This is a genomic window from Pseudomonas sp. 32A, from assembly GCF_052682255.1.
The window spans coordinates 6,197,278-6,216,843 of the sequence record NZ_JBQYLY010000001.1 but is presented as its reverse complement, the minus strand read 5'-3'; the positions used below and the strand labels follow the sequence as shown (position 1 = coordinate 6,216,843).

The window sequence follows — 19,566 nt, the reverse complement described above, 5'->3', positions numbered from 1 at the left end:
CAAAATGTGGGAGCTGGCTTGCCTGCGATACAGGCACCTCGGTCTTTCAGTTAGACCCGGGTGATGCTATCGCAGGCAAGCCAGCTCCCACATTTGATCTTCACAGCCTTCGAGATAGCTACTCGGCATACGCCCAGGTCATCCGAAACGACGCCCCGCCCCACTCCGAATCCAGCACTTCAACCTGCCCGCCATGCCACTGGCTCACCCGCTGCACCAGCGCCAACCCGAGGCCAAAGCCACCGGTGCGGCGGTCGCGGCTGGCGTCCAGGCGCAGGAACGGTTCGAAAATCTTCGCCCGCCCTTCCATCGGCACCCCCGGCCCATCGTCATTCACCCGCACTTCATAGCCGGCACCAAACTTCACCAGCGACACTTCCACACGTCGGTCGGCGTAGCGAATCGCATTGCGCAACAGGTTGATCACCGCCCGCGCCATAAAGCGCGGCTCGATGCGGATGTAATCGACTTCACAGGTGCGCAGCAGCAACTGCACCCCGGCCGCCTCGGCCTCCAGGGCGACGCTGCCGATGACGCTGTCGAGCCAGCTGTGGGCCTCGATGCTTTCCCGAGTGATCTGCGTGGCGCCGCGCTCCAGGCTGGCGTAGGTCAACAGTTCCGAGACCATTTCTTCCAGCTCGCCGAGGTCGGCGTACATGTCGGCGATCAGCGCGCGGCTCTCCCGTGGGTCGGCCTGTTGCTTGAGCTGGTCGAGTTCAAACGACAGCCGCGCAATCGGTGTGCGCAGTTCGTGGGAGACCGCGTTGGTCAGCTCGCGCTGATTGGCGATCAGGCTTTCGATGCGCTCGGCCATCTGGTTGAAGTGCCCCGCCAGCTCACGCACGGTGGAGCGGCGCGGCAGCAGGATGCGCGAGCCCAGGTCGTTGTCACCAAAGCGCTGGGCTGCCAGACGAATGTGCTCCAGGTCGCGCCAATGCGGGCGCACCCAGAAATACAGCACGATCGCCAGGCACGCGCCAAGGAAGCCATACGCCCACAGGTAGAGCCACTTGGGCTCTTCCGGCAGCTTGATTTCCAGCAACTGCTTGCCGCCGTCGATGTTGGCGATGAATTCCATGAAATCGCCGCGCACCACCAACTCGCCACCGGCCAGTAGTTGCTGTTCACGTTTGGTCAGTTTCAGAGTGTCCTGCTGCACCAGCGCCAGGCGCAGCCCATAGTGCGGTTGCAACTCCGCCAGGCGTGCAGCCCGCGCTTCACCGGTCACCGGCCGCAATTGTTCCAGCAGCCCATAGGCCGGGCCGCGCAGGGCTTCGCGGTTATAGGTTTCGTTGGCCTCCGGCAGCAGCTCATCGAAGGTGTAGTTCACCAGCCAGATCGCCCCCGCCAAACCAATGGCCAGGATGACATACAGACGCAGAAACAGCCTTAACATCTAAATCTCCCAGGCGAACGGATTGAACAGGTAACCCTTGCCCCAGATAGTCTTGATGCACACCGGTTCCCGGGGGTTGTCATTGAGCTTGCCGCGCAGCTTGCTGATGTACACGTCGACGCTGCGATTGAGCCCGTCAAAGGCAATCCCACGCATGCGGTTGAGGATGTCATCGCGGGAGAGGATTTTCCCGGCGGCGCTGGCCAGCAGCCACAGCAGTTCGAATTCCATGGTGGTCAGGTCGATCTTCTCGCCGCCCAGGCTTACCACCCGGCAACTGCGATCGATGGTCAGCCGGCCGAACTCAAGGGCGCCGCGCACTGTGGGTTCCGGCGTCTGGCGGCGTTGCAGGGCACGCAGGCGGGCCAGCAGCACGGGCGGCTTGATCGGCTTGATCACGTAGTCGTCGGCGCCGGACTCCAGGCCGAGGATATGGTCCAGGTCGTCTTCCTTGGCGGTGAGAATCACGATCGGCGTGTCGGACACATTACGAATTTCGCGACACACATGCAGGCCGCTCTGGCCGGGCAGCATCAGGTCGAGCACGACGATCTTGGGCTTGAACTCCAGGAAGGCCGCCAGCGCCAGGTCGCCACGGTGCACGGCCAGCACCTCGAAGCCATGCTGGGACAGGAAATGGGCGATCAGCCCTGCCAGCTTCTGATCGTCCTCCACGAGCAAGACCTTGCCGAGACCCAAGTTATCCATAAAATTCCAGTGCACGCGCGGGTTGAAGTGTGGGCATTATAGGGGGCAAGCAGGCAGACTAAAGCAGCTGGCCATCACTGGCCGACGAAGCTTCATGCTTTTAAGAGTTTTTAACAGTTTCACCGCAGTCTTTAACTCGGCACCGTCCGACAGGCGCGCCCCACACGCTTTTCGGAAGTGTCGCTGATGACAACGCCACACGCACAAGAGAATCATGGCCCTTCACCTACATAGCGGGAGAGGATCATGTTCGTTCGTCATAAATCAGACATAGAAAACACCGCGCACTTTGTCGAATGGGGCGCCGGCACCAGCCATCGGCTGCTGACGGAAAAGGACGGGATGGGTTATACCGTCTGCCACACCGTCGTACGCGCCGGCACTGAGTCGCTGCTGCAATACCGTAATCATCTGGAGGCTTGCTACTGCATCGCCGGTGAGGGTGAGGTCGAAGATATGGACGGCAATGTCTACCCGATCCGCCCCGGTGATATCTATGCGCTGGACCAACACGACTGCCATTATCTAAGGGGCGGAAAGGATCAGGACCTGGTGCTGGTCAGCGTATTCAACCCGCCGCTCAAGGGCGATGAGCGCCACAATCTCACGGATACATCCGGCTCAGGCTACTGACGACGATTTGACTCAAGGACACGAGCACACGATGCGCAAGGATTACCTGGCTTTCTTCATTTCACTGTTTCTGTCACGCCTGGCCGACCAGATTCTGTTGTTCATCGTGCCGTTGATCGTGTTCCAGACCACTAACAGTGTGTCGTGGGCCGGGCTGGCGTTTTTTGTCGAGTCACTGCCGCGCTTTTTGTCATTCCCGGTGTGTGGCGCGTTGTGCGACAAGTTTTCTCCCGTTCGCATCCTGCATATCAGCCAGGTTTACCGGGCGGTTGCCTGCGTGCTGGCGGTGCTGTTGTATGGGGTGTTTGACGGAATCTACTGGATTGTCATTCTTTCGGCGCTGTGTGGCGTGCTGACCACCCAGGGCATCATGGCCCGGGAAGTGGTGATGCCGCATATCTTCAAGCATTACACCTACGCCAAGACCTTGTCCTACTCGCAGATTGCCGACCAGACCGGGTTGGTGCTGGGCCCCTTGGTGGCGGCGCTGATGCTGGAAGTCTGGGCCTGGCATTGGGTCGTGCTGGGGATTGCCGGGCTGTTCCTGCTGGCAGACCTGGCGATGCTGATCTGGCAGCGCAACACCACGGTCAACCTGGAAACCTTCGAGCAGCACCATGACATCTGGCTGCAACCGCTGCGCATTGCCTTCGGGCATATCCGCGACCTGCCGGAGCTGAAGAAGATCATCGCGCTGGCGGTGGGTGTGAACCTGATCATCGGCGTCACCCTGGCCACGTCCGCCGCCTTGGTCATCGGTCAATACGCCGCCGGCAAAGACACCTACGCCGGGCTGCAGGCGGCGGGCGCCGTGGTGACCATCGCCATTCTGTTCTATCTGGCGCGCGCGTCCCTGCCGCTCAAGGTGTTGGGCGGTCTGTCGTATTCGATGATTGCCGTGGGTGCGTTGATCACCGCCCTCAGCCCGAATGTGTGGGCTTATGCCGTGGGTTTCCTGCTGCTGACCGGCTTCGACAAGATGTTCAACGTGTACATCCGCAGCACCCGCCAGCGAATAATCCCGGTTCAGGACTTTGGCAAGACGGTGGGTGTGTTGACCTTGCTTAACAACCTTTCGCAGCCACTGGCCGGGTTGTTGATTGCTTTGCTGGCGGCGCCGCTGGGGACGCAGACGGTGATCCTGATACTCGTCGGGATCACCGCGCTGATCGGTGCAGCGGTTGCGTCAGGCTGGCACGCCACTGTGAAAGCGGAACTCGACGTCCGGTGATTCGATCAGTTCCTGCTCGGCGGCGCGCACGCGGTCGATGACCTGGGCGATGTCCTTGGCGTCGCCGTACTGGTAAGCCAGTTTCAGGTAACCCTGGAAATGCCGGGCCTCGCTTTTCAACAGGCCGAAGTAGAACTTGCCGAGTTCTTCGTCCAAATGTGGCACCAGTGCTTCGAAACGCTCGCAACTGCGGGCTTCGATAAACGCGCCGACCACCAGGGTATCCACCAGTTTGACCGGTTCATGGCTGCGCACCACTTTGCGCAAACCCGAAGCGTAGCGGCCGGCGGACAGCTGGCGCAGCTCGATCTTGCGCTTCTTCATCAGGCGCATGACTTGCTCGTGGTGCACCAGTTCTTCCCGGGCCAGGCGTGACATCAGGTTGATCAGGTCGACATGGGAATGGTACTTGGCGATCAGGCTCAAGGCGGTGCTGGCGGCCTTGAATTCGCAGTTTTTGTGGTCGATCAGCAAGGTTTCCTGGTCGGCCAACGCGGCCTGGACCCAGCCGTCGGGGGTGCGGCAACCGAGGAATTCGTGGATTTCTGGCAGGTTCATCGGGCTCACGGGCAAAGAGTCACAAAAGGCCGGCGATTATACCGACCGCGCCGCAGACCGCCAGCCACCGGGCTTGATGTGCATCAACATGACGTGTGCCGAGCAGCAACTATAGTTGTTCCACGCCCACCCTTTTTGGAGAACCCGACCATGCAAGCCATCCGCAGCATCCTGGTGGTCATCGAGCCCGAGCATTCGGAAAGCCTGGCCCTCAAGCGCGCCAAGCTGATTGCCGGCGTCACCGGGGCCCATTTGCATTTGTTGGTGTGTGACAAGCGGCATGAGCATTCGGCGATGTTGAGCCTGCTGAAGGCCGGTTTGCAGGAGGATGGTTACAGCGTCACCACCGAACAGGCGTGGAATGACAGCCTGCATGAAACCATCATCGACGTGCAGCAGGCGGAGGGGTGTGGGTTGGTGGTCAAGCAGCACTTTGCTGATAGCCCGCTGAAAAAAGCGCTATTGACGCCTGCGGACTGGAAGCTGATGCGCTACTGCCCTACTCCGGTGCTGCTGGTGAAGACGTCCACGCCGTGGGCGGGCGGGGTGATTTTGGCGGCCATTGATGTGGGCAATTCTGATGCCGAGCACCAGGCGCTGCATAACTCGATCATTGATCACGGGTTTGATATTGGGAGCCTGGCCAAGGCGCAGTTGCATGTGATCAGTGCACATCCATCGCCGATGTTGTCGGCGGCGGATCCGGTGTTTCAGCTCAAGGAGACGATCGAGGCGCGGTATCGTGAGCAGTGCAAGGCGTTTCAGGCGGAGTTTGATATTGACGACACGCATCTGCATATCGAGGAAGGGCCGGCGGATGTGTTGATTCCTCATGCGGTGCATAAGTGGCAGGCGGCGGTGACCATAATCGGTACCGTGGCGCGTACGGGGATTACCGGGGCGTTGATCGGGAATACGGCGGAGGTGGTGCTGGATGCGGTGGACAGTGATGTGTTGGTGCTTAAGCCGCAGGAGTTGATGGATCATCTGGAAGAGCTGGCTAATGGGTGATGCTTCTTTTTGGGGGCATATCCGTTTTTGGGGGATGGCTTGTATGGGTTCCGCTCTTACAGCGGGTCACTTTTGAAAGGAGCCCAAAAGTAACCAAAAGGCTCTTGCCCCACCACTCGGCACCTCGCCTAGGCTCGGTGTGCCCTCACTCCGGCTTTGGACCGTGGGCCGCCGTCATGGGCCATCCTTGGCCCAGGACGGCTAACCTGGCGTCCTGCCAGGTTACCCACGCTCCAAAGCCTGCGTTCGGCCAGCGTGGTTTAACGGGGCGCCTAAGATCAAGATCAAAAGCAGATCAAGAGCACAGCGGCCTACCGGCCGGCTTGAGTGTTAAAAGCAAAATCAAAATCTAAAGCGGGCACGGTCCAAATGTGGGAGCGGGCTTGCTCGCGAAGGTCGTTAACGATGACGCGGGCATTCTGGATGAACGCGGCGCTCTCAGGTTTTTCGCGAGCAAGCTCGCTCCTACAGAAAACAGCTTTGCTTTTAACACTCAAGCCGGCCGGTAGGCCGCTGTGCTTTTGCTTTTGATCTTGATCTGACTGCCCCAATAAGCCCGAGGCCGAACGCAGGTATTGCGGAGCGGGTAAACCGGCAGGACGCCGGTTTAGCCGCGCCGGGCCATGGATGGCCCGTCGCGGCGGCCCGCGGAGCAATGCCGGAGTGAGGGAACACCGAGCCTAGGCGAGGTGCCGACAGGCGGGGCAGAGCCCTTTGCTTACTTTGGGGCTTTTCCAAAGTGAGCCGCTGTAAGAGCGGAACCATAAGCCGCCGTTACCTAAATAACGGATATGTACTCAATCACCCCCCAAACACATCCCTGAGAAACCCCGGAGCGATATACCGCTGATAATGCGCCTCGGACAAAATAAAAAACTCCCGATCAATCGCATCCCGCAACTCAGGCAACCCCCAATCCCGAAACTCCGGCATCAACACCATCCCATAAGCCTCAAGATTGCTGATCACCCGAGCCCCCCGGGCAATCAACTGATACGCCCAGCAGTACTCCGACTGATGCGGCACAAACCGAATCTTGCGCTGCTCCAACTGCCCCCGCAGCATTTTCGGGTCAAACACCTCAAGCTTCCCGGCCATCACCTGCACCAACAACTGCTCCAGCCGCAGCCAAACCGCTCGTTTTTCTTCCTCGTTATACCCGTTCCACTGAATCACCTCATGGTGAAACCGCTTACACCCCCGGCACACAAGATCGCCGTAAACCGTGGAGCACAGGCCTACGCAGGGGGTCTTGATGGTTTGATTAGACATGATCGACAACGCACAAATCAGCGAAACAGTTACACATGTTAGCCCTTTGTCTAAGGTTGATCACCCTGCAAACTTGGCAAGGCAACTTACGTTTAGAAATTTTTTGCCGTAGAATCACCCGGCCTTGTAAGGCGCCAATAATCCGTTGGAAGCTGTTTTCAAAGCGTCACGAGCACAGTCGTTCCTAAAGAACGGTGTTGGCGATGGTTATTTACCCGGTAAATAGCCAGCGCCAACCCTCATCAGCTCCGTTCTGCAGGCGTAAAACTTTGAAAGCAGCTTCTGTGAGGATTGCCGGCAGCGCTGGCTCTACGGCCCAAAAAGCCCCTGAGCGCATGCGTGCCGTGCATTTCTGGATGAGCGTCCCGTGGGACCACTGATGAGGGTAATAACTGTGCTTGAAGCCTACCGCAAACATATCGAAGAGCGTGCAGCCCTGGGTATCGTTCCCCAGCCGCTTAACGCCGAACAAACCGCAGGCCTGGTCGAGCTGCTGAAAAATCCCCCGGCTGGCGAAGAAGAATTCCTCGTTGACCTGATCACCAACCGCATTCCACCAGGCGTTGACGAAGCTGCCTACGTCAAGGCCGGTTTCCTGTCTGCCCTGGCCAAGGGCGAAGCCACTTCCCCTCTGATCGACAAGAAACGCGCTGTTGAACTGCTCGGCACCATGCAAGGCGGCTACAACATCGTGACCCTGGTCGAGCTGCTGGACGACGCCACCCTGGCTCCCGTCGCCGCCGCCCAACTCAAGCACACCCTGCTGATGTTCGACGCCTTCCACGACGTCGCGGAAAAAGCCAAGAATGGCAACCAGCACGCCAAAGACGTGATCCAGTCCTGGGCCGACGGCGAGTGGTTCAAGAACCGCCCGACCCTGGCCGACAAGATCAGCCTGCGCGTGTTCAAGGTGACGGGCGAAACCAACACCGACGACCTGTCCCCTGCCCCGGACGCCTGGTCCCGTCCTGACATCCCGCTGCACGCCCTGGCCATGCTGAAAATGGCCCGCGAAGGCATCGTGCCGGATGAGCAAGGCAAAACCGGCCCGATGAAGCAGATCGAAGAAATGCGCAGCCAAGGCTTCCCGATCGCCTACGTCGGTGACGTGGTCGGTACCGGTTCGTCGCGTAAATCGGCTACCAACTCCGTGCTGTGGTTCTTCGGCGACGACGTTCCTTATGTGCCGAACAAGCGCGCTGGCGGTTTCTGCTTCGGCAGCAAGATCGCTCCCATCTTCTACAACACCATGGAAGATGCCGGCGCACTGCCAATCGAATTCGACGTCACCAACATGAACATGGGCGACGTGATCGACCTCTACCCGCATGCTGGCAAAGTCACCAAGCACAACAGCGATGAAGTCCTGACCACCTTCGAAATGAAGACCCCGGTGCTGTTGGACGAAGTCCGTGCCGGCGGTCGTATCCCGCTGATCATCGGCCGTGGCCTGACCGAGAAGGCTCGCGCCGAGCTGGGTCTGCCGCCTTCGACCCTGTTCAAGCTGCCGGAAGCCCCGGCTGAAAGCGACAAGGGCTACACCCTGGCGCAGAAAATGGTCGGCAAGGCCTGCGGCGTGGCTGGCGTTCGTCCAGGCACCTACTGCGAACCGAAGATGACCACCGTGGGCTCCCAGGACACCACCGGTCCCATGACCCGTGACGAACTGAAAGACCTGGCGTGCCTGGGCTTCTCCACCGATCTGGTAATGCAGTCGTTCTGCCATACCGCGGCCTATCCAAAGCCGATCGACGTGACCACCCACCACACCCTGCCTGACTTCATCATGACCCGTGGCGGTGTATCGCTGCGTCCAGGCGACGGCATCATCCACAGCTGGCTGAACCGTATGCTGCTGCCGGACACCGTCGGTACCGGTGGTGACTCCCACACCCGTTTCCCAATGGGCATTTCGTTCCCGGCCGGTTCCGGCCTGGTAGCGTTCGCCGCAGCCACTGGCGTTATGCCACTGGACATGCCGGAATCGATCCTGGTGCGTTTCAAAGGCGAAATGCAGCCTGGCATCACCCTGCGTGACCTGGTTCACGCCATTCCTTACTACGCGATCCAGGCTGGCCTGCTGACCGTAGAGAAGAAAGGCAAGAAGAACGCGTTCTCTGGCCGCATCCTGGAAATCGAAGGCCTGGACAACCTGAGCATCGAACAAGCCTTCGAGCTGTCCGACGCCTCGGCTGAACGTTCGGCTGCCGGTTGCACCATCAAGCTGTCGAAAGAATCCATCACCGAGTACCTGAACTCCAACATCACCCTGCTGCGCTGGATGATCGGTGAAGGCTACGGCGATGCGCGTACCCTGGAACGTCGTGCCCAAGCGATGGAAGCCTGGGTTGCCAACCCTGAGCTGATGGTTGCCGATGCTGACGCCGAATACGCTGAAATCATCGAGATCGACCTGGCCGACATCAAGGAGCCTGTGCTCTGTGCGCCAAACGATCCGGACGACGCCCGTCTGCTGTCCAGCGTTGCTGGCGAGAAGATCGACGAAGTGTTCATCGGTTCGTGCATGACCAACATCGGTCACTTCCGCGCTGCCGGTAAACTGCTGGATCAGGTCAAGGGTCAGCTGCCAACCCGTCTGTGGCTGTCGCCGCCGACCAAGATGGACGCTCACCAACTGACCGAAGAAGGCTACTACGGCATCTACGGCAAGGCTGGCGCGCGCATGGAAATGCCGGGCTGCTCGCTGTGCATGGGTAACCAGGCACGTGTAGAGCCGAACTCGACCGTTGTGTCGACGTCGACCCGTAACTTCCCGAACCGTCTGGGTGACGGCGCAAACGTCTACCTGGCTTCGGCTGAGCTGGCATCGGTGGCTTCCATCCTGGGTCGCCTGCCGACCGTCGAGGAGTACATGGAATACGCCGCGAAGATCAACACCATGGCCAGCGACGTGTATCGCTACCTGAGTTTTGACCAGATCGCCGAGTTCCGTGAAGCTGCTGCAAACGCCAACATCCCGGTCATTCAAGCCTAAGGCTTAATTTCCGGTCAGAAAAACGCCGCGTGTCGTCAGATGCGCGGCGTTTTTTTATGCGCCTCGATTGAGGCCCAGACTTTGTCCTGCGCCTGGGTGCAAGGCGTGCCTTGCGGGTGCGCCTGGATCGTTGCGATCACTGCACGTAACTCTGCCTTGCTTTGGTCCATACGCGCCTGAAGCTCTTCTATCTGCACAATCTTGTGCTCCAGCCTGAAGACAATCTGCGCCCGCTTGGTCTCACTCGGTGTGTCGTCCGGCATCAGCGCCTTCAATTCCTGCAAGCTGAAACCCGCCCGCTGCGCGCCCTGAATCAATTGCAGCGCCTGCAGTGTCTGCATCGAATAACGACGGTACCCGTTGCCTTGCCGCTCAACCCGGATGAGCCCCTGGGCCTCGTAATAGCGGATCTTCGAAGCGGCCAGCCCACTGCGTTCAGCCAGTTCACCAATATTCATCGCCGCCCCCATTGACCTTAAAGTGACCTTTAAGCTTAGCCTGAGCGCTCCCATTGTGAGGAGTCAAGCATGTCGCCCTTTGAAGCGTTGCAATTGCCCAACGGCCAGCTCATCAGTAACCGCATCGCCAAGGCGGCGATGGAAGAGAACATGGCGGATGCACACCAGGCGCCTTCCGAGCCGTTGATGCGCCTGTATCAAGCCTGGGCCGAGGGCGAACCCGGCCTGATCCTGACCGGCAACGTGATGATCGACCGCCACGCCATGACCGGCCCCGGCGGCGTGGTGCTGGAAGACGAACGTCACCTGGACAAGTTTCGCCAATGGACCGCGATTGGCCGGGCCAAGGGTGCGCAATTCTGGGTACAGCTCAACCATCCGGGCCGGCAAACCATGGCCAACCTCGGCCAGCCAGCACTGGCACCTTCTGCGGTGGCCCTCGATCTCGGCGGCTTTTCGAAGATGTTCGCCCAACCCAAGGCGATGACCGAGGAGGATATACAGGACGTCATCTCGCGCTTCGCCACCAGCGCGCGCCTTGCCGAAAAGGCCGGCTTCAGCGGCGCGCAGATTCACGCGGCTCACGGCTACCTGCTCAGCCAGTTTCTCTCGCCCTTGAGCAACCAGCGCACGGACCGCTGGGGCGGTAGCGTGGAAAACCGTGCGCGGCTGCTGCTGGAGGTGGTCAAGGCCGTGCGCGCCGCCGTGAGCCCGGACTTCTGCGTGGCGGTAAAACTCAACTCCGCCGACTTCCAGCGTGGCGGGTTTGACGCCGCCGACGCCCGCGCCGTGGTCGAGTTGCTCAACCCTCTGGCCATCGACCTGCTGGAGTTGTCGGGCGGCAGCTACGAAGCCCCGGCCATGCAAGGCGAGGCTCGCGACGGACGCACCCTGGCCCGCGAAGCCTATTTCATCGAGATGGCCAGCGACCTGGCGAAAGTCGCCAGCATGCCGGTGATGGTCACCGGCGGTATCCGCCGTTTGCCAATCGTCCAGCAAGTACTGGACAGCGGCATCGCCATGGCCGGGATCGCCACCGCCCTGACCCTGGAGCCGCACCTGATCAAGCAGTGGCGCGCTGGCCGCGATCTCAACCCGCAACTGCCGCCGATCCGCTGGAAGCGCAAACCCCTGGCCAGCCTGGCGACCATGGCCGTGGTGCGCTATCAGCTTCGCCGCCTGAGCCGTGGCCGCCAGCCGAAACCCGGGGTGGCGCCGCTGCTGGCGTTGATAAAAGACCAACTGTTTATCGCCCGGCGCACCCGCCAATATCGCGCCGCGATGACCAATTCTTCATATTGAGCGGGGAGCATTCAGCGCCATGGAACTGTCCTTTACTGATCAGCAGCTTTTTACACTCACTGACGATTGGAGTTCTTCATGGCGAAAATCACCCTGGCCCAGCAATTGGCGACCACCCTTGAACAGGCGGGCATCAAGCGCATCTGGGGCCTGACCGGCGACAGCCTCAACGGCCTGACCGACTCCCTGCGCACCATGGACAGCATCGAGTGGATGCATGTGCGCCACGAAGAAGTGGCTGCGTTTGCCGCCGGTGCCGAAGCGGCGGCCACCGGTGAACTGACCGTATGCGCCGGCAGCTGCGGCCCCGGCAACCTGCACTTGATCAATGGCCTGTTCGACTGCCATCGCAACCATGTGCCGGTACTGGCCATCGCCGCACAGATCCCCTCCACCGAGATCGGCCTGAACTACTTTCAGGAAACCCATCCCCAGGAACTGTTCAAGGAGTGCAGCCACTTTATCGAGCTGGTGACTAACCCCGAACAGATGCCCCACGTGCTGCACCGCGCCATGCGCTCGGCGATTCTCAATCGCGGCGTGGCGGTGGTGGTGATTCCTGGCGATGTGTCGTTGCTGGAAGTGGAAGACAAGTTCAAACCGTGGCCGGCCCTGCTGGCGCCGCGCACCCTGCCGGCAGAACAGGACCTGCAACGCCTTACCGACATCCTCGAACACAGCGGCAAAGTCACCCTGCTGTGCGGCAGCGGCTGTGCCGGCGCCCACGATGAAGTGGTAGCCCTGGCCGACGCCCTTGGTGCACCGGTGGTTCACGCCCTGCGTGGCAAGGAGCATGTGGAGTGGGACAACCCGTTCGACGTCGGCATGACCGGCCTGATCGGCTTCAGCTCCGGTTACCACGCCATGCTCAACTGCGACACGCTGATCATGCTCGGCACTGACTTCCCGTACCGCCAGTTCTACCCGACTGACGCGAAGATCATCCAGGTCGACCGCAACCCGCAGGCATTGGGCCGACGTGCCACGCTGGACTTGGGGATTGCTGCCGACGTCAGCGAAACGATTCAAGCGCTGCTGCCGCGCCTGACCCGCAAGACGGATCGCAGCTTCCTCGAAACCTCGCTCAAGCATTATGAGAAAGCGCGCCAAGGCTTGGATGACCTGGCGGAACCGTCAAAGGCCGGCCGGCCGATTCATCCGCAATACGTCGCGCGCCTGCTCAGTGAGCTGGCGGACGACGATGCGATCTTCACCGCCGACGTTGGCTCGCCGACCGTCTGGGCGGCGCGTTACTTGAAAATGAACGGCAAGCGCCGGTTGATCGGCTCGTTCAACCACGGCTCGATGGCCAACGCCATGCCCCAGGCCATCGGCGCCCAAGCCGCGTTTCCCGGGCGCCAGGTGATTTCGATGTCTGGCGACGGTGGCTTTACGATGCTGATGGGGGACTTCATCAGCCTGGCGCAGTTGAACCTGCCGGTGAAACTGGTGGTGTTCAACAACTCGTCCCTGGGCTTTGTCGCCATGGAGATGAAAGCTGCGGGCTACCTGGACACCGGCACCGAGCTGAAGAATCCGGACTTTGCCGCCATGTCCAACGCCATGGGCATCCTCGGCATTCGCGTCGAACAGTCCGAAGACCTCGAACCGGCCCTGCGCCGCGCCCTGGCCCATGACGGCCCGGTGCTGGTGGATGTGGTGACCGCCACTCAGGAACTGGTGATGCCGCCCAGCATCAAGCTGGAACAGGCCAAGGGCTTCAGCCTGTACATGCTCAAGGCGGTGATGAGCGGGCGTGGTGATGAAGTGATCGAGTTGGCGAAAACCAACTGGCTCAGATAAGTCCCGCTACTGTAGGAGCGAGCTTGCTCGCGAAGATCGTTAACGATGACGCGGGTTATTTGAAAGCTCGCGTCGCCTGGACGTTCTTCGCGAGCAAGCTCGCTCCTACAGGTTACTTATGCGCTTTGCTTTTCCACCCACTTGCCGTAGGCATCAATAAACGCCTGCAAAAACGGCTTGGTCTTTTCCGACACCCTCCCCGACTCGTCGAACACACTGCCCGCGCCGCCCAGGTAGGCTTCCGGCTGTTGCATGCACGGCACATCGAGGAACACCAGGGACTGGCGCAAATGGTGATTGGCCCCAAAACCGCCGATGGCGCCGGGGGACACACTGATCACCGCGCCCGGCTTGCCGCTGAATACACTTTGGCCATAAGGACGTGAACCGACGTCAATCGCATTCTTCAATACACCCGGCACGGAGCGGTTGTATTCGGGGGTCACAAACAGCACCGCGTCGGATGAACGCACGTGTTGACGGAAAGTACTGTAGGCTGCCGGCGGTGCAGCACCGTCGATGTCCTCGTTGTAGAGCGGCAAATCGCCAATTTCGACAATGTTCAACTTGAGGTTGGCGGGCGCCAACTCGGCCAATGCCAGGGCGACCTTGCGGTTGATCGACTCTTTTCTCAAGCTGCCGACCAGTACGGCAATCGTGTAGACCTTGCTCATTGGGGTTTCCCGATTTCTGACTTAAGGAGCATGTAGTTATAGAGCCTGCGCGACGCTATCACCAGCGCGTTTTTGCAAACCCAAGGATGTTCACAACGCAAATGGACTTGTAAGTAATGTCTGAAAAAGTCAACGAATAGTATTTTTTTTCCATAGGTAAACTACCCCGCTCTCCTACGGTCTACAGAACCGCAAATCGAGTGTTTATCTCCAGAGGTTCTAAACAGATGGCAGCAGTACTTGTCGGACAGTTCCATGCCAGAGACGCGGAAGGTCGCGTTTATTCGGTGCATGAGTTCCAGGAATCCAACCCGCCCCTCGACGGCCTGGCTGGATCGGCGCCCACCACCACCTACAAGCTGGCCATTGGCGACCGCGTAGAAAAACTGGATGGCGATGAGTTCAGGCTGATTCAGTCGGGCACTATCATCACCCGCGAATCCGCAACGATCCACGCTTCATAAGACGTTATTCCCCATAGGCGATATCAACATTATCGCCGACGCCTCCCAGTGTCCGGTCCTTGCCGAACGAGAACAGATCAAAGTGGGTTTTGGCCTGGCTGGGAGGATAGTGGTACTGATAGGCCACGCCCCAAGGGTCTGTCAGCATGTCCTGATCCTTGAGATAGGGCCCCCGCCACTTCCCTTCCCCCGCAGGCTGAACCGTCAACACCGCCAGACCCTCGTCGTCGGTAGGATAACGCCCTACATCCTGATGAAACTGCTCGACCGCCTTGCCCAGCTCTTTCAACTGGACCTTGGCCGTGGCGATTTCCGACTGAGTCACGTCGCCGAACATCCGCGGCCCCACCGCAAACGCCAGCACGCCGACCACCAGCACCACCACCAGCAGGTCCCACAACGAAAACCCGCGCGTGTCTGTTTTACCAAGCATCGATAAGGCTCCCCCGTGCGTCCTTTGGTTAATACGCCCTTTGTATGAACTGCTTGTTGCAGGCGCCAAGGGACTTGATCGTGCAAGTCTAGTTGGGGCGCTGCCGTGGCGGGTCTTTTTTCCGCGCCCGGGCCTGAGCCATTGAATCCACGTCGCGCTGAACATAGACTCCGGCCATGCGTTTACGTCATATCGAAGTCATTCAAGCGATTTTACAGACCGGACACCTCGGCACCGCCGCCGAATGGTTGCAACTGCCCGTGGCCGATGTGGATGCGACGCTCAAGGACGCCGAGCTGCAATTGGGTTTCATGCTGTTCGCCAGTGTCCGCGGACGCTTGCAGGCCACCCGGGAAACCCTCGAACTGCAGGGCGAAATCGCCCACCTCTATGCGGCCCTTGAGCCGGTGCAACGCCTGGCCAGCAGCCTTAAGCACCACCATGCCCCGCCCTTGCGCGCGTTGTGCACCCCGCCGCTGGCCAACCAACTGCTGCCTCAGGCGATTGCCGTGCTGCGCCGACGCTTTCAAGACACGCCGTGCAACCTCTCCAGCCACTCCACCCGTGACATCGTCAAAAGCCTGCTGCTGCACGAAGCCGACCTCGGCCTGAGCCTGCACGACCCGGAACATCCGCAGATCCACAGCAAGCCACTGGCCCACGGCAAGCTGCAATTGCTCGCGCCCCATGGCTGGCTGAAGCCTCGCCAGAAGTACATCGCGCTACAGGAGCTGGCCGGGCAGTCGATGATCGGCCTTGAAGGCCAGGACCCGCTGAGCCGCCTGCTGGACAGCAAGCTGCAAGCCCTGCGCCCGCTGCCGGTGGTGCAAACCCGGGTGCAGACGTACCAGATGATGCGCAGCATGGTTGAAGCCGGTGAAGGCCTGGCGATTGTCGACCCGTTCACCGCCACCGGCGCACGGGAAGCCGGGCTGGATGCGTGCCCGTTGTCACCACCGATTGGGGTGACCTTGTATGCGTTGACCCTGAAGGACAGCGAAGCGTCGCCCGCCTTGAATGCGTTGCTGGAGATTGTCACCGAGAAGGCGGAAAGCCTGCTGACAAGCACACTGCCTTGAATGTAGGAGCTGTCGAGCTTTAGCGAGGCTGCGAAGGCGGCAGCACAGCGATAAAGAGGTTGCCTGACATACCGCCATCGCGGCCTCGCTGGGGCTCGACGGCTCCCACAGGGGATCGGTGGAGGTCTGGGGGTTGTGTGTTCGGTCGCAAGTACTCGGGTTGCTCAAATCAAATGTGGGAGCTGTCGAGCTTTAGCGAGGCTGCGAAGGCGGCGGCACAGTCGGTAAAGAGGTTGCCTGACACACCGCTATCGCAGCCTCGCCGGGGCTCGACAGCTCCCACAGGGTTTGGGGGGAAGTCTGGGAGTTGTGTGTTCGGTCGCAAGTACTCGAGTTGCTCAAATCAAATGTGGGAGCTGTCGAGCTTTAGCGAGGCTGCGATGGCGGCGGCACAGCGATAAATAGGTTGCCTGACACACCGCTATCGCAGCCTCGCTGGGGCTCGACAGCTCCTACAGGGGATCGGGGGAAGCCTGGGAGTTTTGTGTTTGGTCGCATCCACTCGGGTTGCGCAAATCGAATGTGGGAGCTGTCGAGCTTTAGCGAGGCTGCGAAGGCGCAAGCACAGTCGATAAAGAGGTTGCCTGACACACCGCTATCGCAGCCTCGCCAGGGCTCGACAGCTCCTACAGTTGTTCGGTGAAGCTCAGACCGCTTCCAGTTCTGTCTTGAACAATCGATACCAGAAAATCGCCACTTCACGGGTCTGCGGATCAATCCCGCGATAGCGCAGGTGGTCGATCCCGCCCATCACATACCCGCAGCGCTCATACAACCGGCAGGCACCAAGGTTGTTGTTCTGGGTTTCCAGCATCATCCCCGGCAGGTTTTTCTTGCGGCTCCAGAATTGGGCCACGTCCAGCAATGCCTTGGCCACCCCGTGGCGCCGCGCCGGCAGTACCACCGCCAGCTCGTCCACATGGGCAAAGCCGTTCCAGTTGGTGCTGACCACGATGTGCCCAACGGGCCGGTCATCCAGGTACGCCATGAACACCGCACTGTCGGCCGCGTCGCGGAAGCTGGCGAATTCCTCGGGGTCGATGCCGTAGCATTTGCGGTACGGCACGATACGCTCCACCGCCCACTGATCGACGCGCTTGCCCATTTCCGGCACACCGTAGGCGTTGACCTCAAAGCTGAAGTCGTTACCCCACACGTAGGCGTCAAATCCCTCATCAGCCACACGGACACTGAGACCCGGGTACTTCGGGTTCATTACAGCTTGCATAAACATTCTTAACCCTTGATGCAATCGACGGTGTAACAGCGACCATTGCCGTCATCTTCGTGTTGCAGTCCATGAACATCGGCGACAAAGCCGGGAAAACTACTGTCGAACGTCCTGGCAAACGCCAGGTAGTCAATGATCGAGCGAGTCGATTCGGTGAACCGCTCACCCGGCATGATCAACGGAATACCCGGCGGATAAGGCACCAGCATGACCGCTGCAACGCGTCCTGGCAAAGCGTCGATGGACACCGCCTCGACTTCGCCCTTGACCAACAGGTCGTAGGCATCGGCCGGTTTCATGGCGATTTCCGGCAAGACCGTGTACATCCGCTTCAAGTGCTTGGCCGTCGCATTACTGCGGTAACAGCTGTGCAACTGGTCACACAAGTCCTTCAACCCCAGCCCTTGATACCGCACCGGGCCCTGCTGAAACACCGATGGCAAACAGACAGCAAGGCTCACGTTGGCGTCATAACTGCGCTTGAATTCCAGCAATTCGGTGAGCAGGGTACTCCACTTGCCTTTGGTGATGCCCATGGAAAACAGCACGAGGAACGAATACAGCCCGGTCTTTTCCACCACCAGCCCACGTTCCCAGAGGAATTTACTGACCACCGCAGCGGGGATTCCGCACTCGCTCAAGGCCCCGCCGGCGTTCAGGCCGGGCATCACCAGGGTGACTTTGATCGGGTCCAGCAACACATAGTCTTCGGCGATATCGCCAAAGCCATGCCAGTCGGCCTGGGGTTGCAGCAGCCAGTCCGCCGTCGCCACTCGGTCAATGCCCGCCACCAGCGGCGGCTGCCAGATGGAGAACCACCAGTCTTCAGCGGCAATGTGCTGGCGCAGGTTGGCCAAGGCGCGACGAAAGCTCAGGGCCTCGTCAAACATCTCTTGCAGCAACGAGCGCCCCGCCGGGCCTTCCATCATCGCCGAGGCCACATCCAGGGAGGCGATGATGCTGTACTGCGGCGAGGTGGAAATATGCATCATGAACGCTTCGTTGAAGCGATCGCGGTCGAGCTTACGCACACCGCCATCCTGCACATGAATCATCGACGCCTGGCTGAACGCCGCCAGCAGCTTGTGGGTGGAGTGTGTGGTGAACACCAGCGGGCTGTCGGCCGTGCGCGACGTGCCCATGCCGTAGCGCCCGGCGAAGAACTCATGAAACGCCGCGTAGGCGTACCACGCCTCGTCAAAGTGCAGCACCTCGACACTGTTGCCCAGTTGCTGCTTGATCAGCTCGGCGTTGTAGCACAAGCCGTCATAGGTGGAATTGGTGACCACCGCCAGCTTGACCTTGGCCGGTCGCCCACGGGTCAACGGGCTGGCGTCGATTTTCGCGCGGATCGATTCGGGGCTGAACTCGCTCAGGGGAATCGGCCCGATTATTCCCAGTTCATTGCGCTCCGGGCACAGGTACAACGGAATGGCGCCGGTCATGATGATCGAATGCAGCACCGACTTGTGGCAGTTGCGGTCCACCAGCACCAGGTCATCCCGGCCAACCATGGAATGCCAGACGATCTTGTTGGCGGTGGACGTGCCATTGATCACGAAGTACGTATGATCCGCCCCGAAGTTGCGCGCCGCCCGGGCCTCGGCTTCGGCCAGCGGGCCGGTGTGGTCCAGCAGCGAGCCCAGCTCCGGCACCGACACTGACAAGTCCGAACGCAGAGTATTTTCCCCGAAGAACTGATGAAACGCCTGCCCCACCGGGCTTTTGCGATAGGCCACGCCACCGCCATGGCCGGGGGTGTGCCAGGAGTAATTGGAATCCGCCGTGTGCTGCACCAGGGCCTTGAAGAATGGCGGCAACAGGCCATCCAGGTAACCCCGCGCGGCCCGTGCGACTTGCCGCGCAAGAAACGGCACGGTGTCTTCAAACAGATAAAGAATGCCCCGCAACTGGTTCAGCTCGCTCATGGCGTCGGCCGGGGCGTTTTCCAGGGTGACTTGCTCACCCAGGGCAAAGATCGGCAGGCTCGGCGCCCGCACCCGCGCCAGGCGGATCAGCTCCACCATGTTTTGCATCAGGTGGGTATTTTCCCCGGCGCCCTCGGCGGCGATCAGCATGCAGGCCAGGCCGTGATGGGTCGAAGCCACCAGGCGGCCCTCGGCGTAGTCCACCGCCGAAAAGATACTGAAGCCCTCCTGTTCCAGCTCCCGTGCAATGCCCCGGACGCGGTCGCCGGCAACGGTGTCGGCCTTGATGTCGCGGTGTACGATCAGAACCGGGAACTTCAGGTCTTTGTACATGAGCGCTTGGCGTCCTGGGGGCTATGCCTTCAGGGTAGAAGCTCGGAGCGGATGTGG

17 protein-coding genes are annotated in these 19,566 nt (G+C 60.3%); 8 read left to right on the top strand and 9 right to left on the bottom strand.

The window, feature by feature from the left end:
* Positions 1–118 precede the first annotated feature (118 nt).
* Entirely contained in the window at positions 119–1,396 is a 1,278-nt protein-coding gene (locus ACUN0G_RS28645; RefSeq protein ID WP_445574988.1) for an ATP-binding protein, read from the bottom strand.
* The gene (locus ACUN0G_RS28640) at positions 1,397–2,104 is read right to left on the bottom strand and encodes a winged helix-turn-helix domain-containing protein (protein ID WP_076013385.1); all 708 of its coding nucleotides are present in this window, start codon (positions 2,102–2,104) and stop codon (positions 1,397–1,399) included.
* A gap of 246 nt (positions 2,105–2,350) precedes the next feature.
* On the opposite strand from ACUN0G_RS28640, the gene ACUN0G_RS28635 reads away from it, so the two are divergent.
* Entirely contained in the window at positions 2,351–2,737 is a 387-nt protein-coding gene (locus tag ACUN0G_RS28635) for an ectoine synthase (protein WP_178904123.1), read from the top strand.
* Between the two features lie 31 nt (positions 2,738–2,768).
* Positions 2,769–3,968 (top strand): MFS transporter, encoded by a 1,200-nt coding sequence (locus ACUN0G_RS28630; RefSeq protein ID WP_445574987.1) that lies wholly within the window; start codon positions 2,769–2,771, stop codon positions 3,966–3,968.
* On the opposite strand, the gene ACUN0G_RS28625 is transcribed toward ACUN0G_RS28630, so the two are convergent.
* Complete coding sequence (locus ACUN0G_RS28625; protein ID WP_008431008.1) at positions 3,924–4,526, bottom strand: tRNA-(ms[2]io[6]A)-hydroxylase; 603 nt, start codon at positions 4,524–4,526, stop codon at positions 3,924–3,926. The two genes, ACUN0G_RS28630 and ACUN0G_RS28625, sit on opposite strands and share 45 nt — an antisense overlap.
* 150 nt (positions 4,527–4,676) lie before the next feature.
* Between ACUN0G_RS28625 and ACUN0G_RS28620 the strand changes: the two genes are divergently transcribed.
* On the top strand, positions 4,677–5,537 hold the full coding sequence (locus tag ACUN0G_RS28620; protein WP_445574986.1) for a universal stress protein: 861 nt from the start codon (positions 4,677–4,679) through the stop codon (positions 5,535–5,537).
* An 801-nt stretch (positions 5,538–6,338) separates the two neighbouring features.
* Here the strand turns inward: ACUN0G_RS28620 and ACUN0G_RS28615 are convergent.
* Positions 6,339–6,809 (bottom strand): DUF1289 domain-containing protein, encoded by a 471-nt coding sequence (locus ACUN0G_RS28615; protein WP_445574985.1) that lies wholly within the window; start codon positions 6,807–6,809, stop codon positions 6,339–6,341.
* Between the two features lie 394 nt (positions 6,810–7,203).
* On the opposite strand from ACUN0G_RS28615, the gene acnB reads away from it, so the two are divergent.
* A complete protein-coding gene (acnB, locus tag ACUN0G_RS28610) occupies positions 7,204–9,804 on the top strand; it encodes a bifunctional aconitate hydratase 2/2-methylisocitrate dehydratase (RefSeq protein WP_258348523.1) in 2,601 nt (866 codons plus the stop codon).
* Positions 9,805–9,839: 35 nt separating this feature from the next.
* Here acnB and ACUN0G_RS28605 read toward each other — a convergent pair whose 3' ends face one another.
* Positions 9,840–10,262 carry a MerR family transcriptional regulator gene (locus ACUN0G_RS28605; RefSeq protein ID WP_421525635.1) on the bottom strand — a complete coding sequence of 141 codons (423 nt, stop codon included), beginning with the start codon at positions 10,260–10,262 and terminating at the stop codon, positions 9,840–9,842.
* A 69-nt stretch (positions 10,263–10,331) separates the two neighbouring features.
* Here ACUN0G_RS28605 and ACUN0G_RS28600 point away from each other — a divergent pair, with 69 nt between their 5' ends.
* Positions 10,332–11,564 carry an NADH:flavin oxidoreductase/NADH oxidase family protein gene (locus ACUN0G_RS28600; RefSeq protein WP_445574984.1) on the top strand — a complete coding sequence of 411 codons (1,233 nt, stop codon included), beginning with the start codon at positions 10,332–10,334 and terminating at the stop codon, positions 11,562–11,564.
* A gap of 78 nt (positions 11,565–11,642) precedes the next feature.
* Positions 11,643–13,367 (top strand): ubiquinone-dependent pyruvate dehydrogenase, encoded by a 1,725-nt coding sequence (gene poxB, locus ACUN0G_RS28595; RefSeq protein WP_201142900.1) that lies wholly within the window; start codon positions 11,643–11,645, stop codon positions 13,365–13,367.
* Positions 13,368–13,483: 116 nt separating this feature from the next.
* Here the strand turns inward: poxB and ACUN0G_RS28590 are convergent, their stop codons facing one another.
* Positions 13,484–14,041 (bottom strand): NADPH-dependent FMN reductase, encoded by a 558-nt coding sequence (locus ACUN0G_RS28590; RefSeq protein ID WP_445574983.1) that lies wholly within the window; start codon positions 14,039–14,041, stop codon positions 13,484–13,486.
* 227 nt (positions 14,042–14,268) lie between these two features.
* Between ACUN0G_RS28590 and ACUN0G_RS28585 the strand changes: the two genes are divergently transcribed.
* Positions 14,269–14,505, top strand: coding sequence for a hypothetical protein (locus ACUN0G_RS28585; protein ID WP_003209248.1), 237 nt, complete (start codon positions 14,269–14,271; stop codon positions 14,503–14,505).
* 4 nt (positions 14,506–14,509) lie between these two features.
* On the opposite strand, the gene gspG is transcribed toward ACUN0G_RS28585, so the two are convergent.
* Positions 14,510–14,938 (bottom strand): type II secretion system major pseudopilin GspG, encoded by a 429-nt coding sequence (gene gspG / locus ACUN0G_RS28580; RefSeq protein ID WP_445574982.1) that lies wholly within the window; start codon positions 14,936–14,938, stop codon positions 14,510–14,512.
* A gap of 176 nt (positions 14,939–15,114) precedes the next feature.
* Here gspG and ACUN0G_RS28575 point away from each other — a divergent pair, with 176 nt between their 5' ends.
* On the top strand, positions 15,115–16,017 hold the full coding sequence (locus ACUN0G_RS28575; RefSeq protein WP_445574981.1) for a LysR substrate-binding domain-containing protein: 903 nt from the start codon (positions 15,115–15,117) through the stop codon (positions 16,015–16,017).
* 646 nt (positions 16,018–16,663) lie between these two features.
* On the opposite strand, the gene ACUN0G_RS28570 is transcribed toward ACUN0G_RS28575, so the two are convergent.
* The gene (locus ACUN0G_RS28570) at positions 16,664–17,233 is read right to left on the bottom strand and encodes a GNAT family N-acetyltransferase (RefSeq protein WP_017480421.1); all 570 of its coding nucleotides are present in this window, start codon (positions 17,231–17,233) and stop codon (positions 16,664–16,666) included.
* 20 nt (positions 17,234–17,253) lie between these two features.
* On the bottom strand, positions 17,254–19,509 hold the full coding sequence (locus ACUN0G_RS28565; protein WP_445574980.1) for an Orn/Lys/Arg family decarboxylase: 2,256 nt from the start codon (positions 19,507–19,509) through the stop codon (positions 17,254–17,256).
* Positions 19,510–19,566 lie beyond the last annotated feature (57 nt).

Bases quoted from the DNA above. Each gene is read 5' to 3' on its own strand.
- ACUN0G_RS28640 (WP_076013385.1), bottom strand. From the start codon at position 2,104: ATGGATAACTTGGGTCTCGGCAAGGTCTTGCTCGTGGAGGACGATCAG.
- ACUN0G_RS28590 (WP_445574983.1), bottom strand. From the start codon at position 14,041: ATGAGCAAGGTCTACACGATTGCCGTACTGGTCGGCAGCTTGAGAAAA.
- gspG (WP_445574982.1), bottom strand. From the start codon at position 14,938: ATGCTTGGTAAAACAGACACGCGCGGGTTTTCGTTGTGGGACCTGCTG.
- ACUN0G_RS28620 (WP_445574986.1), top strand. From the start codon at position 4,677: ATGCAAGCCATCCGCAGCATCCTGGTGGTCATCGAGCCCGAGCATTCG.
- ACUN0G_RS28615 (WP_445574985.1), bottom strand. From the start codon at position 6,809: ATGTCTAATCAAACCATCAAGACCCCCTGCGTAGGCCTGTGCTCCACG.
- ACUN0G_RS28630 (WP_445574987.1), top strand. From the start codon at position 2,769: ATGCGCAAGGATTACCTGGCTTTCTTCATTTCACTGTTTCTGTCACGC.
- ACUN0G_RS28635 (WP_178904123.1), top strand. From the start codon at position 2,351: ATGTTCGTTCGTCATAAATCAGACATAGAAAACACCGCGCACTTTGTC.
- poxB (WP_201142900.1), top strand. From the start codon at position 11,643: ATGGCGAAAATCACCCTGGCCCAGCAATTGGCGACCACCCTTGAACAG.
- ACUN0G_RS28645 (WP_445574988.1), bottom strand. From the start codon at position 1,396: ATGTTAAGGCTGTTTCTGCGTCTGTATGTCATCCTGGCCATTGGTTTG.
- ACUN0G_RS28585 (WP_003209248.1), top strand. From the start codon at position 14,269: ATGGCAGCAGTACTTGTCGGACAGTTCCATGCCAGAGACGCGGAAGGT.
- ACUN0G_RS28625 (WP_008431008.1), bottom strand. From the start codon at position 4,526: ATGAACCTGCCAGAAATCCACGAATTCCTCGGTTGCCGCACCCCCGAC.
- ACUN0G_RS28600 (WP_445574984.1), top strand. From the start codon at position 10,332: ATGTCGCCCTTTGAAGCGTTGCAATTGCCCAACGGCCAGCTCATCAGT.
- ACUN0G_RS28570 (WP_017480421.1), bottom strand. From the start codon at position 17,233: ATGAACCCGAAGTACCCGGGTCTCAGTGTCCGTGTGGCTGATGAGGGA.
- ACUN0G_RS28575 (WP_445574981.1), top strand. From the start codon at position 15,115: ATGCGTTTACGTCATATCGAAGTCATTCAAGCGATTTTACAGACCGGA.
- ACUN0G_RS28565 (WP_445574980.1), bottom strand. From the start codon at position 19,509: ATGTACAAAGACCTGAAGTTCCCGGTTCTGATCGTACACCGCGACATC.
- ACUN0G_RS28605 (WP_421525635.1), bottom strand. From the start codon at position 10,262: ATGAATATTGGTGAACTGGCTGAACGCAGTGGGCTGGCCGCTTCGAAG.